Source organism: Streptomyces sp. BE20, from assembly GCF_036322525.1.
Taxonomy (GTDB): domain Bacteria; phylum Actinomycetota; class Actinomycetes; order Streptomycetales; family Streptomycetaceae; genus Kitasatospora.
Genome location: NZ_JAQYWW010000457.1, coordinates 67,297 through 83,375, shown reverse-complemented (window position 1 = coordinate 83,375; position 16,079 = coordinate 67,297). Strand labels below are relative to the sequence as shown.

At 71.4% G+C, this 16,079-nt stretch carries 12 protein-coding genes and 2 CRISPR repeat arrays; of the genes, 10 read left to right on the top strand and 2 right to left on the bottom strand.

Going from position 1 to position 16,079, the window contains the following annotated elements; genetic code table 11:
* Positions 1-295 precede the first annotated feature (295 nt).
* Positions 296-1,239: direct repeats of the CRISPR family, unit length 29 nt; unit sequence CGGCTGACCCCCGCCTGCGCGGGGACGAC.
* Between the two features lie 1,117 nt (positions 1,240-2,356).
* The 10 genes from cas3 to PUR61_RS05365 all read left to right on the top strand — a co-directional run bounded on the left by cas3 (position 2,357) and on the right by PUR61_RS05365 (position 13,590).
* Positions 2,357-5,185: a CRISPR-associated helicase Cas3' gene (gene cas3, locus PUR61_RS05410; RefSeq protein WP_329876150.1), complete on the top strand. Its 2,829-nt coding sequence runs from the start codon at positions 2,357-2,359 to the stop codon at positions 5,183-5,185.
* A gap of 217 nt (positions 5,186-5,402) precedes the next feature.
* On the top strand, positions 5,403-7,064 hold the full coding sequence (gene casA, locus PUR61_RS05405) for a type I-E CRISPR-associated protein Cse1/CasA (RefSeq protein WP_443035125.1): 1,662 nt from the start codon (positions 5,403-5,405) through the stop codon (positions 7,062-7,064).
* The gene (gene casB, locus PUR61_RS05400) at positions 7,061-7,843 is read left to right on the top strand and encodes a type I-E CRISPR-associated protein Cse2/CasB (RefSeq protein ID WP_329876148.1); all 783 of its coding nucleotides are present in this window, start codon (positions 7,061-7,063) and stop codon (positions 7,841-7,843) included. The genes casA and casB overlap by 4 nt, the downstream gene beginning before the upstream one ends.
* A gap of 92 nt (positions 7,844-7,935) precedes the next feature.
* Positions 7,936-9,105, top strand: a complete 1,170-nt coding sequence (cas7e, locus tag PUR61_RS05395; protein WP_329876146.1) for a type I-E CRISPR-associated protein Cas7/Cse4/CasC — start codon at positions 7,936-7,938, stop codon at positions 9,103-9,105.
* The gene (gene cas5e, locus PUR61_RS05390; protein ID WP_329876144.1) at positions 9,102-9,950 is read left to right on the top strand and encodes a type I-E CRISPR-associated protein Cas5/CasD; all 849 of its coding nucleotides are present in this window, start codon (positions 9,102-9,104) and stop codon (positions 9,948-9,950) included. The genes cas7e and cas5e overlap by 4 nt, the downstream gene beginning before the upstream one ends.
* Positions 9,947-10,603: a type I-E CRISPR-associated protein Cas6/Cse3/CasE gene (gene cas6e / locus PUR61_RS05385; protein WP_329876142.1), complete on the top strand. Its 657-nt coding sequence runs from the start codon at positions 9,947-9,949 to the stop codon at positions 10,601-10,603. Before cas5e ends, cas6e begins: the two co-directional genes overlap by 4 nt.
* A 59-nt stretch (positions 10,604-10,662) precedes the next feature.
* On the top strand, positions 10,663-11,586 hold the full coding sequence (gene cas1e, locus PUR61_RS05380; RefSeq protein ID WP_329876154.1) for a type I-E CRISPR-associated endonuclease Cas1e: 924 nt from the start codon (positions 10,663-10,665) through the stop codon (positions 11,584-11,586).
* A 43-nt stretch (positions 11,587-11,629) separates the two neighbouring features.
* Positions 11,630-11,944 carry a type I-E CRISPR-associated endoribonuclease Cas2e gene (gene cas2e, locus PUR61_RS05375; RefSeq protein ID WP_329876140.1) on the top strand — a complete coding sequence of 105 codons (315 nt, stop codon included), beginning with the start codon at positions 11,630-11,632 and terminating at the stop codon, positions 11,942-11,944.
* Between the two features lie 21 nt (positions 11,945-11,965).
* Positions 11,966-12,635: direct repeats of the CRISPR family, unit length 30 nt; unit sequence GTCCTCCCCGCGCAGGCGGGGGTCAGCCGG.
* Between the two features lie 359 nt (positions 12,636-12,994).
* Positions 12,995-13,312 carry a DUF6247 family protein gene (locus tag PUR61_RS05370; protein WP_329876138.1) on the top strand — a complete coding sequence of 106 codons (318 nt, stop codon included), beginning with the start codon at positions 12,995-12,997 and terminating at the stop codon, positions 13,310-13,312.
* A complete protein-coding gene (locus PUR61_RS05365; RefSeq protein WP_329876136.1) occupies positions 13,309-13,590 on the top strand; it encodes a hypothetical protein in 282 nt (93 codons plus the stop codon). The genes PUR61_RS05370 and PUR61_RS05365 overlap by 4 nt, the downstream gene beginning before the upstream one ends.
* Positions 13,591-13,695: 105 nt before the next feature.
* Here PUR61_RS05365 and PUR61_RS05360 read toward each other — a convergent pair whose 3' ends face one another.
* Together PUR61_RS05360 and PUR61_RS05355 are read right to left on the bottom strand one after the other, a co-directional pair.
* Positions 13,696-14,346, bottom strand: coding sequence for a hypothetical protein (locus tag PUR61_RS05360; protein WP_329876134.1), 651 nt, complete (start codon positions 14,344-14,346; stop codon positions 13,696-13,698).
* Positions 14,347-14,413: 67 nt separating this feature from the next.
* Positions 14,414-15,910: a hypothetical protein gene (locus tag PUR61_RS05355; protein WP_329876132.1), complete on the bottom strand. Its 1,497-nt coding sequence runs from the start codon at positions 15,908-15,910 to the stop codon at positions 14,414-14,416.
* Positions 15,911-16,079 lie beyond the last annotated feature (169 nt).

The window sequence follows — 16,079 nt, the reverse complement described above, 5'->3', positions numbered from 1 at the left end:
TCCGGGAAGCGTGACGTCCAGCAGCCGCTCGGCCTCCAGAACCACCTGGTCGGTCACGGGCGGCTGCACTCCCCAGTCGCTGCCGGTGTCCCACAGGGACTGCTGAAGATCCTCGTAGCGCGCCATGCCGGGCATCGTAGGAGCCACACCCGACAGTCGACCGCCCAGCCCACCCAGGCCGGCCAAACTGCTCACGCGACGGGACGTATGGGATGACGAAGAGGACGGACGCCTGCCGCTACCCCCGCCTGCACGGGGACGACTCGGCCTCCTTGTGCTCCTTCTCCGCCCGGGCCGGCTGACCCCCGCCTGCGCGGGGACGACCCGCTCCGAATGGCCTCCCCACCGGTACTCAGCGGCTGACCCCCGCCTGCGCGGGGACGACTTGGCGAGCTTGGTTCGCAGCGGGACGAGGACCGGCTGACCCCCGCCTGCGCGGGGACGACGTGGCTGGGCCAGAACCTGGTTCCGGCGATCGCGGCTGACCCCCGCCTGCGCGGGGACGACGCCCCTTTTGGCGATCGCCTGAGCGCAGAGGGCGGCTGACCCCCGCCTGCGCGGGGACGACTACACCTCCACCTCGCGCTCCGCCCCCGAGGGCGGCTGACCCCCGCCTGCGCGGGGACGACTTGGCCAGGGTCGCGGCCGGGACCGCGCCGAGCGGCTGACCCCCGCCTGCGCGGGGACGACGTCCAGCCGGTGGCGAGGAGGCGGGCGCGGTCCGGCTGACCCCCGCCTGCGCGGGGACGACGTCCAGCCGGTGGCGAGGAGGCGGGCGCGGTCCGGCTGACCCCCGCCTGCGCGGGGACGACCCGCAGTGAGCCCAGAAATGGCAGGCCAGTGCCGGCTGACCCCCGCCTGCGCGGGGACGACTCCGCATCTGGCGGACCATCAGGCGGCCTCCGCGGCTGACCCCCGCCTGCGCGGGGACGACCCTTTCGCATGTCCGGACGCTTAACGCGTCCCCGGCTGACCCCCGCCTGCGCGGGGACGACCCTGGCAGTCGATGGCTTCTTCTCCACAGTTGCGGCTGACCCCCGCCTGCGCGGGGACGACGAGCCGGGGCCGGGGCCTGGCATGGCGCACTCCGGCTGACCCCCGCCTGCGCGGGGACGACGCGTCGCCCGGACTTCGCTCGCCATCCTCGACCGGCTGACCCCCGCCTGCGCGGGGACGACGTGGTCGCTGTCGCGGTGCGGGTCCTCCAGCACGGCTGACCCCCGCCTGCGCGGGGACGACCCTTCGTGACCTGCACCGTTCTGGCGGCTTTGCTACTTCTTGACCGGCCTGAAGCAGGCTCCGGGCTGGCCTGTTGAGGTGTCAAGGAACAGCGTCCATCGTGGCAGACATCGACGAGATCACACCCCGTCTCAACCGACCCCGCCTGCGCGGGGAGGACCTGCTCGTGGGCGGTGCTCATCGGACGGACTCCGGCTGGCCCCCGCCTGCGCGGGGAGGACGCGGCCTTCGTGATCGTCTCCTGCGCCTGCTCCGGCTGACCCCCGCCCGCGCGGAGAGGAGCTGACCGCCCCGTCCTTGATCGCCGACCAGTGCGGCTGACCTCCGCTCGCCCGGAGAGGAGTAGACGACCCGGTGGATCTTGCGCCGGTCCCGCGGCTGACCTCTGCTCGCGCGGAGAGGAGCTCGATGTCCTCAACGGCCGGCGGCTGGAGACCGGCTGACCTCCGCTCGCGCGGAGAGGAGCTCGCCTCCGGGGTCAGGTCGGTGAAGGAGGACGGCTGACCTCCGCTCGCGCGGAGAGGAGTAGGTCCGCCGGACGCCGTCGCTCCCGGTGACCGGCTGACCTCCGCTCGCGCGGAGAGGAGTCCTTCTTGTCCTGGCCATCACCGACGTCCGACGGCTGACCTCCGCTCGCGCGGAGAGGAGCGTTTGTCGTGCACCTTCTGCGTCTTGGCCGGCGGCTGACCTCCGCTCGCGCGGAGAGGAGCGGGTCCGGCTGACCTTCGCCGGTGAACCCGGCGGCTGACCTCCGCTCGCGCGGAGAGGAGGCGCCACCGCCCGCTCCCTGCCCATGTGCAACCGGCTGACCTCCGCTCGCGCGGAGAGGAGGCTTTCTGACCTGCCACGGAAGTGAGACTTTGCCATTTCTTGACCAGATTTTACAAGGTGCAGTCCCGGATACGGCTCCTGGGTCGACGCCGGTCTGTTGAGGTGTCAAGGAGCAGCAGTTCGTGGTGGGTCAGATGGGGTGCGGGCCGAGGGGTGGGTCATTTTATAGGGTGTTGGGTTAGTTTGGGGCAGGTGTCGGGGGTGATCCGCTTACGGGGCGTCCGGGATAGGCCAGTTGTCGGTGGTGGGTGGTAGTCCTCTGGGCATGGACTCTCGAGGATATGACGTGGTGTCCGGTGGCGGGTTGCCGGATGCGCGGTTGTGGGGGAAGAGCGCGGGTTTGCCTGCGGAATACCCGGTGGTCTGCCATCTTCTCGACACGGCGGTCGTCGCGGTGGCGTTGTGGGATGCGGTTGTGAGCCCGAGGGTGGGTCGGCGGTTAGCCGGGGTTCTGGGGGTCGAGGTCGACGAGGCGCGCAGGATGGTGGGGTTCTGGGCGGGGCTGCATGATGTCGGGAAGATCATCCCGGGGTTCCAGGGTGCGGTGCCCGAGGCGTTCCGGCGGCTGGCCGAGGATGACGGGTACGCCGGTGCGGCCGAGGTCGGCGGGTATCTGTCGCATGAGACGGCGACGCACTGGGGTCTGGTCGAGTTCTTCGAGGAGTGCGGCTACCCGCCGGTGGGCCGGCTGGTGAAGAAGTCTGCGAGTCACCAGATCGCGCAGCTCCTCGGTGGGCACCACGGTTGCTTCGGCCAGGTGTTGGAGGCGCGTAGGCTCGCCCGGCCGGCCGCGTACCAGCCGGGTCTCGGCTCGGGGCCCGGGTGGCGGGAGCAGCGTCTGGCGCACGCGCGGGCGGTGCGGCGGGTGACGGGGGCCCGCGGGGTGCCTGCGGGTGTGCTGCCGGGGTGGGCGGCGGTGCTGGTGAGCGGTCTGGTGGTGGTCGCGGACTGGTTGGCGAGCCAGGCCGAGGTGATCGTGGATCGGATTCCGCCGGGTGGGTGGGTGGCCGACGACGGGACGCTCGCGGAGCACTACCGGGTTGCAGCAGCGGCGGCGCCGGGGTGGGTGCGGGATGCGGGGCTGGGGCGGGCCCTGTTTCCGGAGAAGGCGTTCGTCGAGCAGTTCCCGTTCCCGCCGAACCTCTTGCAGGCGGATGTCGCGGAGTATCTGCCGCAGTTAGTGAAGGGGTCGGGCCTGTTGTTGGTGACGGCTCCGACGGGTGACGGCAAGACCGAGTGCGCGTTGCACGCGGCGTCGGTGCTGGCCCGGGTGTCGGGAGCGGCTGGCCTGTACTTCGCGTTGCCGACGATGGCGACGGCGGACGCGATGTTCGCCCGGGTCCGGGAGTTCGCCGGGACGAACGTGGAGGGTGAGCGGGCACTGACGCTGCTGCACAGCATGGCGTGGCTGAGCCCGCAGTACGAGCCGCAGGAGTTGCCGGACGGGTCGCCGGTGCTGGCCGACACCGAGGCCGGGCGGTGGCTGCGGACGGGGCGGCGCGGGATGCTGGCGCCGCTCGCAAACGGCACGGTCGACCAGGCGCTGGCCGGGGTGCTGCCGTTGCGCTACAACGTTCTGCGGCTGTTGGGCCTGTCTGACAAGGTTTTGGTGGTCGATGAGGCGCACGCGTACGGGCCGTGGATGCACAGCCTGCTGGTGCGGTTGCTGGAGTGGCTGGGCGCGTTCGGCGCCCCGGTGGTGCTGCTGTCGGCGACGTTGACGGGGCGGGCGGCGTCGTCGCTGGTGAACGCCTATCGGCGCGGCGCCGGCTTCCCGACCGCCTCGGATGTGGAGCCGTGTTACCCCGGGTGGCTGTTCGTGGACGCCGCGTCCGGAGAGGTGTCCGAGCCCCGGCAGGTCGAAAGCAGCCGGGCGCGGACGCTGCGTGTGGAGACCAGGCAGGTCCACTGGGACGTGCAGGACGACATGGGGCAGGCGCTGAAGGCGGGCGGGCGGCGGGCGGCGCTGCGTGAGCTTCTTGCTCCGGTGGCCGACGGCGGTGGTTGCGTCCTCGTGTGCTGCACAACGGTGGCGGAAGCCCAGTACACCTACCGGGACCTGCGCGCGGCGATGCCCGAGCTGGCTGCCCGCCCCGGAGGTCTGCGGCTGCTGCATTCCCGCTTCCCGGCGCACGAGCGGTCGCGGATCACCGCGGAGTGCGAGACGGCTTACGGCAAACCGGGCAAGCCTCCGGGCGGCGAACCGGCCGGGTCGGTGGCCGGAGTGCGGCCGGGGTCGGTGCTGGTGGCCACCCAGATCGTCGAGCAGTCCCTCGACCTGGACTTCGACCTGGTGGTCTCCGACCTGGCCCCGCTGGCGCAGCTGTTGCAGCGGGCCGGTCGCGGCAAGCGCCACGAGCGAGGCGTGCGGCCGGAATGGAGCGGCGAGGCCGGTGCGCCGCGGCTGGTGGTACTGGAACCGGTCGGCGAGGACGGCGCCGTGGGCGTGCCGCGAAGCTGGGGGACGGTGTACGACGCGTCGTTGCTGCGGCGGACCGGCCTGCTGCTGGGCGAGCCGGGCAACCAGGACATCGCGGTGCCCGGCGACGTCCAGCGGCTGGTGGACGCCGTCTACGCCGACGACTTCGGTGACGGCCTAGAGAAGGCGGCGCGGCTCGAACTGGAGCGGATGGACGCGGAGCGGCTGGCGTCGGCCGCCGCCGAGGGGCAGCTGGCCGACTTGACGGCCGTGTGCGCCCCGTCCGACGTGAACGGCGATCTGGCGGTGCTCAGCGAACGCGGTCTCGGCGTGACCGAGGAGCTGCTGACGACGCGCTTGGGTGCGGACAGCGGGCGTGCGGTGTGCGTGTATGCCGGGGACGGCGGGGAACTCACGCTCGACATCGAGGGACAGGTCCCGTTGCCGGGTACCGCCGCGGGCAGGACGGTGAGCCGTGAGGAGACCGTGCTGATCATGCAGCACACCGTGCCGTTGCCCGGTCGCTGGCTGGCCGGACGCGCCGTGGAGAACGAAGTGCCGGCGTCGTGGAAGAAGCGGCCGGTTCTGGCGGACCTGGTGCTGCTGCCGATGCGCCAGGACGCGAACGGCCGGTGGACGTGCCGGCTGGGGGAGCGGGGGATCGAGATCTCGGAGGTGGGAATTTCCGAGAACTAGCCTCCCAAACTCCGCACTTGTCGATAGCTTGGCAGTGCCTATCCGAGACGAGCCGAACGGCCCGCCCCGGAAGGGGTAACACCCCCGCCTGCGCGGGGAGTTGTCACCGTCGCGGTCGTCTTCCCAAACACCGCACGGATCACCCCCGCTCGCTGCGGGGACCGCGCAGAGCCTACTCACCCTGCCCATCGCCTGTACCTGCCTCGCCGGAGGCTTCATGCCACCCGCACCACTCGAATCCCTGCCCCTCTCGGTTCCGCTGTCACCGGCAGAGGTGCTCTCCGCCGTATCGCAACGGCCGACGTACAACCTGTTCGATGAGCCATGGATTCCAGTGCGCTGGCTCACGGATCCCGGCCGGACCGACACGGTGGAGCTGCCGGGCGCCGTCGGCCTGCACCAGCTCCTGCTCCGCGCCCACGAAATCGAGCGGATCACCATCGCACTGCCGCCGGCACTGTCGGCGCTGTACCGGATCCTGTACGCGATCACGGCACGTGCAAGCGGGCTCGACGACGTACGGCCGCGCGCGGACGACGATCTGCGGGGAGACTGGTCCGATCGCCGCGCGGAGCTCACCGACCGAGGGCGCTTCAAGGCGGCCGACATCGAGGCGTTCGTGGCCGGCAACCGCAGCCGGTTCGACCTGTTCGACTCCGTAAGGCCGTTCCTCCAGGACCCGCGCCTTGCCGAGCAGTGCGACCCGCACAACACCGCCGGCATCGACAAGCTCGTCACCACCCGCCCGTCGGGCAACAACCACGCCTGGTTCCGGCACGTCGACGCCGGCGCACCGGATGCGGTCACGGCTGGCGAGGCGGTATTGCACCTGCTGGTCTGGCACTACTACGGCCCCTCCGGACGCTGCTCCACCCGCGCCGTCGGGCAGGCCAAGGCCGCCAACACCACCGCAGGCCCGCTCCGCAGCTCGCTGTCCTACCACCCCGAGGGCGATTCGCTGTTCGAGACGCTGCTGGCCGGCCTCCCCGCCCCCGAGAGCCGCACATCCCGCGAGACGGACCTGTGTCCGTGGGAATGGGCACAGCTACCGGATCCGGTCAAGGCCCCGCCCGCCCTCAAGGGGCCGTGTTCGGCGTTGACCGCGCGTTCCCAGCACGCGCTGCTGCTGGTCCCCGACGCCGGCGGCCGCAAGGTGGAGGACGCGTTCATCACCTGGGCCTACCGGGACAAGATCTCCCGCGAGGGCGATCCGTACCTGATCTGGCAGACCAGCAAGGAGGGAAACCTCTACCCGCGCCCTGCGGACTCCCAGCGGGCGTTGTGGCGGGACCTGGACGCGCTGCTGCTCAAGGACCCTGCCGGCAGCACCACACCCCGCCGGCCGACGGTGTTCTTCACCGCGGTCGAGGCGTCGGAGTATCTGCGGGTGCGGGCGCTGGGCTTCGAGCAGGACGGGCAGGCCAAGGACGTCCAGTTCGTCGACGCCACGACCCCGCCGGTCATCGAGTTTGCGGAGGAGAACGAGGAGTCGCTCGCGATCCGGGTCGGGCAGCTGCGGGTGCTGGGCGAACGGTACGGCAACCGCCTCGAACGAGCAGTGAAGAAGGCATGGGCCGGATTCACCGATGCGCCGAAGATCCGCGACTGCACGTGGGCCGTCGACGCGGCCGCCCGCTACTGGCCCGCCGCCGAGGCCGAGTTCTGGAAGCGCCTGGACGCCCACGACTTCGACGGCGCCGCAGCCTCGTTCCGGCAGATCGCCGAACAGGCCTACGACACCATCACCCACCGGGCCCTGGGCACCCTGCGCGGCGCCAATGCCTGCACCGCCGCGCGCGTCGAACTCTACGGCGGCCCCGTCAAAACCGCCCCGAAGACCACCACCCCCGACCCCGCCACCCGCTCGGAGACGACGTGAGCGACACCCCGACGATCCCCGCCCCCACCCTGCCCCCCAGCCGGCAGAGCCCCAAGCCCGCGACCGGAGCCACCGTCCCCGCACTCGGCCGCGCCCGGGCCTTCACCACGTGGATCGACCGCCGCAGCCACGACGACCCGGGTGTGCGGGCGGCACTGCGACGCGGAATTGGCAAAGCCGTCAACGACGCGCCCTCCATGCACCAGTTCGTCGCCTCGTGGCTCACCGAGGAACAACTGAACGACCGGGACGTTCAGCGCGCCCACTACGCGGTGGCGGCCCTGATCGCCGCGCAGCGCCGCACCCAGTACGCCGCTGCCACGACCAACAGCGGCGCACACACCGCGGAAGGGCCCTCCACGCCCGACACGGACGACTCCGTCCAACCCGTGCCCGCCCCAGCGGCCGGGGCGTCGCGGTACGGAAAGAGTCTGGGTACCTCGTTCGCCGCCGGCGTCCGCAGGACCGGCGCCGACGGCGGGCTGCGCGAGGCATCCGCCGAGACCCGCCTCAGCCTACTGACCCGCCAGAGCGTTGACGGCCTGCACCGCCACCTGCCCGGCGCGCTCCGCCAGCTGCGCGACCGGGACGTGGAGGTCGACTGGGCGCAGCTGTTGGTGGACCTGTGCCGCTGGCGGCGGCACTCCGGCGAGATCAAGCGCCGCTGGCTGCAGGACTACTACCGAGCCCTGCAGGCCGACGGCGAGCGCCGCGCGCGCGAGGCCGACCTCTCGGACGGCGAGAACGCCGTCCCGGCAGCGGCCATCCCGCAGTCCTGACCCGACCCCTCCACCCCTGAAACCGGCACTCTCCCGGTTCCACCACCTGCACTTCCACACCTATCCCTGCCCTTCCGCTCAGGAGAAGAACAGTGCCCTCCCGCACCGACGCCGCCCCGGCCGCCCGCTTCCTCGACCTGCACGTCGTCCAGGCTGTCCCGTTCGCCAACCTCAACCGAGACGACAACAACTCCGTCAAAACCGTCCGCTACGGCGACACCGACCGCACCCGGGTCAGCAGCCAGTCCTGGAAGCGCGCCATCCGCGAGTACTTCCAGCACGGCTTCGGCGAACAGGCCCTACGCACCCGCCGCATCGGCGCCCGCGTCACCCGCCTCCTGGAAGAGCGCGACTGGCCCACCGACCTCGCCCAGCGCGCCGGCCAGCACGTCGCCGCCGGCAGCAGCATCAAGTTCGAGACCGCCAAGGACTCGCCCGTCGTCACCACCAACGCCATGGTGTACGTGCCCGAGACCGCCGTTGCCGAACTCGCCGACCTCGCCGCCGAGCACCGCGACGCCCTCACCGCCGCCAAGGACATCAAGAAGAGCACCGACAAGAGCGTCCTCCCCAAGGACCGCATCGACGCGATCCTGCGCACCCGCAACGGCGTGATCAACCTCTTCGGCCGGATGCTCGCCGAAGTCGACGACGCCGGCGTCGACGGCGCCGTCCAGGTCGCCCACGCCCTGACCACCCACGGCACCGATGTCGAACTCGACTACTTCTCCGCCGTCGACGACGTCACCTCCGCCTGGGGCGACACCACCGGCAGCGCCCACATGGGCCACGCCGAGTTCAGCGCCGGCGTCTTCTACCGCTACGCCACCGTCGACCTCGCCGACCTCGCCCGCAACCTCGGCGACGACCAGGCGAGCGCCCGCGAACTCGCCGCAGGCTTCGCCGAGGCGTTCCTGCTGTCCCTGCCCCGCGCCAAGAAGACCGCCACCGCCCCCCACACCATCCCCGACCTCGCCCACGTCGCCGTCCGCAGCGACCGCCCCCTGTCCTACGCCGCCGCGTTCGAGCAGCCGGTCCGCTCCCACACCGACGGCGGCTACGCCGCCCCGTCACGCGAGGCCCTCGCCCGCTACGCACTCGCCGCACACCGGCTGCTCGGCGGCCGGGGCTCCCTGTACTCCGGCTGGGCCAGCCTGGAGGACAAGGACCTGGAGGGCCTCGGCGCGCGCGCCGACTCCTTCCCCGCCCTCATCGACACGGCCCTGGACGTCGCCTACGCCCGCCCGAAGGTCGACGCGTGAACGCGTCGGTGCCCGGCCCCCGTACGGCCCCCGAAGGCCGGGGCCTGCTGCTGCACCTGGCCGGGCCGTTGCAGTCCTGGGGTGAACGGAGCCAGTTCAACGAGCGCGACACCGCTCCGTTCCCCACCCGCTCCGGCGTCATCGGTCTGCTTGCCTCTGCCCTGGGCCGGCCGCGCGGAGCGGGCATCGACGACCTGGCGACGCTCTCGCTCACCGTCCGCGCGGATCGTCCCGGTGTCGCGCTGCGTGACCTGCACACCGTCGGCGGCGGCCTACAGGCCGGGGCAACCGTCACCACTGCCGACGGCAAGAAGCGCAGCGGGGCCGCCGCCACCCTCCTCTCCCACCGCTACTACCTCGCCGACGCCGCGTTCACCGCCGCCCTCACCGGCGACCCCGTGCTACTCGCCGAGTGCGCCCAGGCCGTGGCCGATCCGCACTGGCCGCCGTTCCTCGGCCGCCGCTCCTGCCCGCCCGAAGGCCCGCTGCTCCTCGGCCTGCTCGACGACGCCCTGCACCACCTGGTCCACCTGCCGATCGCCCGACGACGGCCGGCCGACGACCGAAACATCCCGATCGTCTTCCACGGCGACCGGCCGCTCACCACCCTCGCCCAGCCCGCCAACGACGGCGGAGACGGTACCCACCCCGCCGGACAGGTCACCGACGAACCCTCGACCTTCCACCCCCGCCACCGCTCCTACCGCGCCCGATCCCGCTACCAGCGCACCATCCCCCTGCCCGCCGAACAGTGCGCCGGCCTCGGCACCACCTACCTCACCGCCCTCGGCGACTACCTCACCCACCAAGCCGACCGACCCCGCCCCGAAAGCACCCGCGCATGAGCCTGTGGCTGACCCGCATCATCCCCGACCAACGCAACCGCGACGCCCGCCGCGACAGCGCCAACGCCGTCGACCTCCACCACCGCGTCATGTCACTCTTCCCCGACAACATCGCCGCCACGACAGCCCGGCAGGAACTGGGCATCCTCTTCCGCACCGACACCACCGACACCGGCCCCCACCTCCTCCTCCAGAGCACCCTCCCGCCCGACCTCGCCCGCCTGCCCCCCGGCTACGGACACGGCGCCACCAAGTCACTCACCCCACTCCTCGACGCGCTGCGCCCCGGCCTCGCCGTGCGCTACCGCATCGCAGCCAACCCGATCCGCAAGCCCGGCCGCACCACCCGCGAGCTCTACAACCTCAGAGCCGTCGTCCCACTGCGCGGCGCGGCAGCCGACGACTGGTGGACCCGCCAGGCCGAGAACGCCGGCCTGCGTGTGACCACCCTCCACTCCACCCCGCTCGACGCTGCCGGCGGTGCACGCCGCAGCGACCAGCGCCCCATCAAGCACGACCGCGTCCTGTTCGAAGGCACCGCCGTCATCACCGACGCGGACCGTCTACGCAGCCGCCTCTCGGACGGGATCGGCAAGGGCAAGGCCTACGGCTGCGGCCTGCTCAGCATCGCCCCCCACCGGGACGGCCAGTGACCGCCCGGCGCCCCGACCCGAACAGCGCCCGCCGCAAACTGGCCGCACCCACCGTCGCGATGCTGCCCCGCATCGCCGACTCGCTGTCCTTCCTCTACCTCGACATCGTCCGCATCGTGCAGGACGACACCGGTGTCTGCGCCGAAGTCACCAGCCCCCAACGCGGCACCGAAGCCGTCTACCTCCCCACCGCCGCCCTCAGCTGCGTCCTCCTCGGCCCCGGCACCTCGATCACCGCACGCGCCCTCTCCACCCTGGCCCGCCACGGCACCACCGTCCTCGCCACCGGCTCCGGCGGAGTCCGCTGCTACGCAGCCGCCCTCCCCGACTCCCTCAGCACCACCTGGCTCGAGCGCCAGGCCAGGGCCTGGGCCGACGACACCACACGCCTCGCCGTCGCCACCGCCATGTACGAACAGCGCTTTGGGCACGGCGCAGCACCGCCGGGCAGCAACCTCAACAAGCTCCGCGGCCTGGAAGGCCAGCGCATCAAGGCCCACTACCGCCTCCTCGCCCAACAGCACCGCATCGGCCGCTTCCGCCGCAACTACGACCCCGACTCCTGGGACACCCAGGACCCCGTCAACCTCGCCCTTTCCTCCGCCAACACCTGTCTCTACGGCATCGTCCACGCCGCGATCCTCGCGCTGGGCTGCTCGCCGGCTCTCGGGTTCGTCCACAGCGGCAACCAGCAAGCCTTCGTCTACGACATCGCCGACCTCTACAAGGCCGAGCTCACCATCCCGCTCGCCTTCTCACTGCATTCCTCGCCCCAACCCGAGGCCGACGCCCGCCGCGGGTTCCGGGACGGGCTGCGACTGTTCCGCCTCCTGCCCCGGATCGTCACGGACATCCAGCGTCTGCTCGCCCCAGGAGAGAACATCGAGCAGCCCGATCCCGAGGAGCAGCTGGTTGACCTGTGGGACCCGGTCAGCGGGACCCTTCCGGGCGGCGTGAACTACGCGGATGGGGACACGGCGTGAAGTCCCAGTTGCCTACCATGTTCGTCGGACGCGAGGGTGCGGCATGGCGTCAATGATCGTCATCTCCGTCACGGCTGTACCTGACCACGTGCGCGGAGCCCTCACCCGCTGGCTACTGGAAGTCACCCCATACCTGTACGTCGGAACGGTCTCCGCGAAGGTGCGAGACGAGCTGTGGCAGGCCGTCAGCAATTGCATCGGCGGGGGTGTCGCCGTATTGGCTTTCCCCGCGGCAAACGAACAGGGTTTCGAGCTGACGACTGCCGGTGAACAACGGAGACACCCGGTCGACTTTGACGGCTTGACGCTGATCGCCCACACGACCCTGAGAGATGTTCAAGAAATGGCAAAGCCGTAGAAGAAGCCCAGCTCGCGAAGGGTCCTCCCCGCGCAGGCGGGGGTCAGCCGGACGACCGTGACCGTGACCGACCACGAGATGCGTCCTCCCCGCGCAGGCGGGGGTCAGCCGGCTTCGACTACGACTTCGCCCACGACGAGGACGTCCTCCCCGCGCAGGCGGGGGTCAGCCGATGGGCCGGCCCTGGTTGTCGGTGCACAGGCGGTCCTCCCCGCGCAGGCGGGGGTCAGCCGGAGCACCGCCGTGCACCGCACCTACCGCGACCGTCCTCCCCGCGCAGGCGGGGGTCAGCCGGCCGCCGCCCCGCCGAAGAAGAAGACGCCGCCGACCGCCGCCGAAAAGCCGGGCGTGAAATCGTCCTCCCCGCGCAGGCGGGGGTCAGCCGCTGCTGCTGGAGATGAGCAACGCGGCGCCGGCGTCCTCCCCGCGCAGGCGGGGGTCAGCCGCCGATCGCGCTCACCCTCGACGGTGCGCAGCCGTCCTCCCCGCGCAGGCGGGGGTCAGCCGCAGAATTTCCGCCTCTTTTGCGCGGCCGTCCGGTCCTCCCCGCGCAGGCGGGGGTCAGCCGGCCGGCTCGCTCGGCGGCGCGCAGGCCTGCACGTCCTCCCCGCGCAGGCGGGGGTCAGCCGGCCCGTGCCCTGGAGATCATCGACCAGGCGGGGTCCTCCCCGCGCAGGCGGGGGTCAGCCGGTCAACCCGGAGTAGATCTGCGCGGCGTCGGGGTCCTCCCCGCGCAGGCGGGGAGGACGCTCAGCGGCCGGCGCATCCGGCCGCTCGCGCAACTCGGGGACGGCACGTTGGGTGATCGCGCTGGCCCGACCCGGATCCGGCGGGTGCCGTCGGCCTCGTCCAGGTGCGCGCCACCGCACTGCTCTCGCAGCCACCCGTGCGGAACGGAGCGGAGCGGGGCCGGTTCCCCATCCTCCCCTCGGCCGCTGTTGACCCTCACCGGGGCCGCGTGACCCGGATGGCTCCGCCACACGCCCGCCGACCGCTACCGTCGACCATGCAGCCCGCCGTCCCGGCGACCACACCACCGAGGAGGCCCAGGTGACCACCCAACCCGACCACGACAGCCCTGCCCCAGCCAGGCCGACCACACTGCACGAGCTACGAACCGCGCTCTCCCGCTACGGCCTGCCCGGCGACCGCGAAGCCTTCGAGCGGGCCCTGGCCGCCGCCCTCGACTCCTCCCCCATCGGCGACCTCGCCGCCGTCGCCGAGGTGATCGCCACCTACCGCCATCGCCTGGCCCTGCGCACCAGCCCCGAGGCCATGGCCTCCCTCGCCGCGCCGATCGGTGGCCAGCAGTGGACCCCGGCCACCGACGCGTTCGCCCGGCTCCGCGCCGCCGGCGGCGACCAGTGACCGACCAGGACGAACAGCAGCCGACCCCTCTGCACGTCTTCCTCTCCGACGCCGCCGAGCGAGCCCTCGCCGCATTGCGGCCCGGCGAGCTGGACGCGGTCGAGAAGCTCGTCGAGCGCCTGGCGGTGTTCCCGCGGCTCGGTATCCCGGTGCCCGGCGGCACAGACCCCGAAGTCGACGACTACACCGCCCGCACCGACCTGGCCTCCGACTCCGGGGACCGCATCAGCGTCGTCTACCGCCTACACGAAGGTTCCCTGTCAAGTTCAGCGTGTTGAGTGGGAGGGTGGCAGGTCTGTCACCTTGGTGGTGTGTCTGGTCGTGGTTGTGCCGTCCCCGCGTTGAGTTGGGCGGGGACGGCACGGCTTGGTTGTGTGGCCTGGTCAGTTGAAGGTGATGGTCTCGCAGATGCTGGCGAGGATGGTGACGCAGGCGTCCCAGTTCTCGAGGCTCTGGGTGGAGATGCTGAAGTCGGCCATGGCGGTGCGGCCGGTGATGGGGACGAAGACGTGCAGTTGGCGCACCCGGGAGGGAGCGGGCTTGTCGGCGGTGTCCTCGATGAGGTTGACGGGCTGGGGGAGTTCGACTTCCTCGGTGACCAGGACGGCCGGTGCGGGGGCGCGGTCGGGGCCGGTGGGGAGGACGACGATGCCGATCTCGGCGCCGGGGTAGAGGGTGGTGAGGGTGTCGGTGAGCCAGTTGACCGTGACCGTGTCCTTGAGGTCGCTGGGCTTGATGGTGACGGTCAGCAGGGCGGAGACGATCTCGGTGGCCTCGGCGGTGGAGATGTTGTCGTCCTTGGCGACGAGCACTCCCGCGTAGACGGCGCCGCTGTCGGCGAGCAGGTCGATGACCGTCTGCTGGCTGACGACGGCCTGCAGCATCTCCTCCTCGCTGGGCTTGGGGTCCATGGCGCGCAGGTTGGCGAGTGTGGCGTCGGCCCGTTCCTCGGGCGAGCGGGTGAAGTCGATGGCCTCGAACTCCTTCGGGACGCTGAAGGTGAAGGGCATGTCGAGGGTGGTGGTGTCGGGCATGGGAGGGGTCCTCCGGGTTCGGGCGGCGCGGCGCCTGCCGATGTGGTGTGGGTGAGGTGCGGCGGGGTCAGCGGCGGGTGAGGACCTTGGAGAACAGGCCGATCGAGACCGTGCCGGCCTTCTCGAAGCCCGTTCCGACGACGCCCCAGCTGCCGATGGTCTGGCCGAAGTTCGCCATGACGGCGCTGCCGCCGGCGACGTCCTTGGCCTTGCTCTGGTCAGTGCCGGAGGACAGTTCGACGATCAGGGGCGTCTGGAGGGTGAGGTTGGTGCCGGCCTGCATGATCTTGCCGATGTTGACACCTTGTTTGGCCAGGACCTGGGGGGCCTTGGCGGCCACCTGCTTGCCCAGGTAGGTGAAGAGCTTGGTGGCCTCGGAGGCTTCGGCACCGGCGACCGTGGTCAGGAAGGCGCGGCTGCCCGCCTTCACGGTGAGGCTGACCTTGCCGACGGAGACCAGGGAGCCGGCGGCCTTGGCAGCCTTCGCGCCCCTGGCGATGGCGTTGATGCCGGGGACGACTGCGAGGGTGTCGGCGACGATCGTGCCGATGGAGCCCGGCTTGTCCCAGTCTCCCTTGATGGAAATGCTCGTGGCGTGGGTGCCCAGGGAAGCGGCTCCGCAGGCGATGGCCAGCGGTGCTGCGATCGGGGTGAGGATGGGGATCATGGCGAGGCAGCCGAAGACGGCCGAGCCGATGCCCAGGATGTCGCCCGACAGCCCCCAGCCCCCGTCGTCCACGGAAGCACCGGCTTCCTCGGCTTCGAGCCTGCGCCAGTGGGCCTGACGCGCGGCTTCCCGGGCGGCGGCGTCCTGCTCGTTCTTCTGGTCGCGCTGCAGGGCCTGGATGCGGTCGATCTCGGCCTGAGCGGCCCAGATCGGCTGCATGGCCTCGATGTAGGCCTCCTGGTTGAGCTCGGCGACCCGCATCAGCTCGATGTCGCTCAGCGAGGCCAGGATGGAGAACTGGCGCTGGAGTTGAAGGGCGCTGTTGACAACCTTCCGCAACTCCAGGAGCGGGATCTCCCGGGCGCCGAACTGGAAGGCCCCGGCGAAGTAGCTCTTCGGAAAGGTGCGCTTCGGGGTGCCGCCGTCCCTGGGCTCGGGCACGTCCGTCTGGATGAAGGACGAGTACTGGTAGTGCCACCGGAGGAACTGGCCGCGGCTCGGATAGAGGAGGCTGTACTCCCGCCGCTCCTCGTTCTCGTCGATGTCCGACCGGTACCAGGCCTCGTTGCTGTCGAGGAAGGCCTTCACCTCCTCGGGGTGGTCGCGGCGGAGTGCGTCGGCGCGCTTGTCGAGGTCTGAGAGGAGCGCGCGGATGCGGTTCTCCATCTCGACGAAGTTCGTGATGATCTTGTCGATCTCGTAGTAGTCCTCGGGGCGCAGTGCGCCCGCGTGAAGCTTCCAGAGCTCCATGTTGAGCTTCGGGTCCCGGGTGAACGCGTCCAGCTTCGAACGGAAGCTGGCGACGGCCGGACTGATCTCCCCGGCGAGGACGCCCAGACCCTGGGTGGGCTCGCGCCTCTCGATGAAGCCGTTGGGGGTGGTCTCGTAGCGGATCATGGCAACTCCCAGGTCAGCAGGAGGCGCCCGGTGGGCGCCGGGCGCCTTGGGTCTTGCGAACCGGGCCGGGGCTGTTGGCCGTGGCCGGGCGCGAGGGCGCGGCATCCGGAGGCGACACGGTCCCGTGCGCGGGTTCCTGCGGGCACTACCCACCGCCCGCACAGTCGCT

Excerpts from the sequence above, each read along its gene's own strand:
- PUR61_RS05360 (WP_329876134.1), bottom strand. The coding sequence starts at position 14,346 with ATGCCCGACACCACCACCCTCGACATGCCCTTCACCTTCAGCGTCCCG.
- cas6e (WP_329876142.1), top strand. The coding sequence starts at position 9,947 with ATGAGCCTGTGGCTGACCCGCATCATCCCCGACCAACGCAACCGCGAC.
- casA (WP_443035125.1), top strand. The coding sequence starts at position 5,403 with ATGCCACCCGCACCACTCGAATCCCTGCCCCTCTCGGTTCCGCTGTCA.
- cas1e (WP_329876154.1), top strand. The coding sequence starts at position 10,663 with ATGCTGCCCCGCATCGCCGACTCGCTGTCCTTCCTCTACCTCGACATC.
- PUR61_RS05355 (WP_329876132.1), bottom strand. The coding sequence starts at position 15,910 with ATGATCCGCTACGAGACCACCCCCAACGGCTTCATCGAGAGGCGCGAG.
- cas2e (WP_329876140.1), top strand. The coding sequence starts at position 11,630 with ATGGCGTCAATGATCGTCATCTCCGTCACGGCTGTACCTGACCACGTG.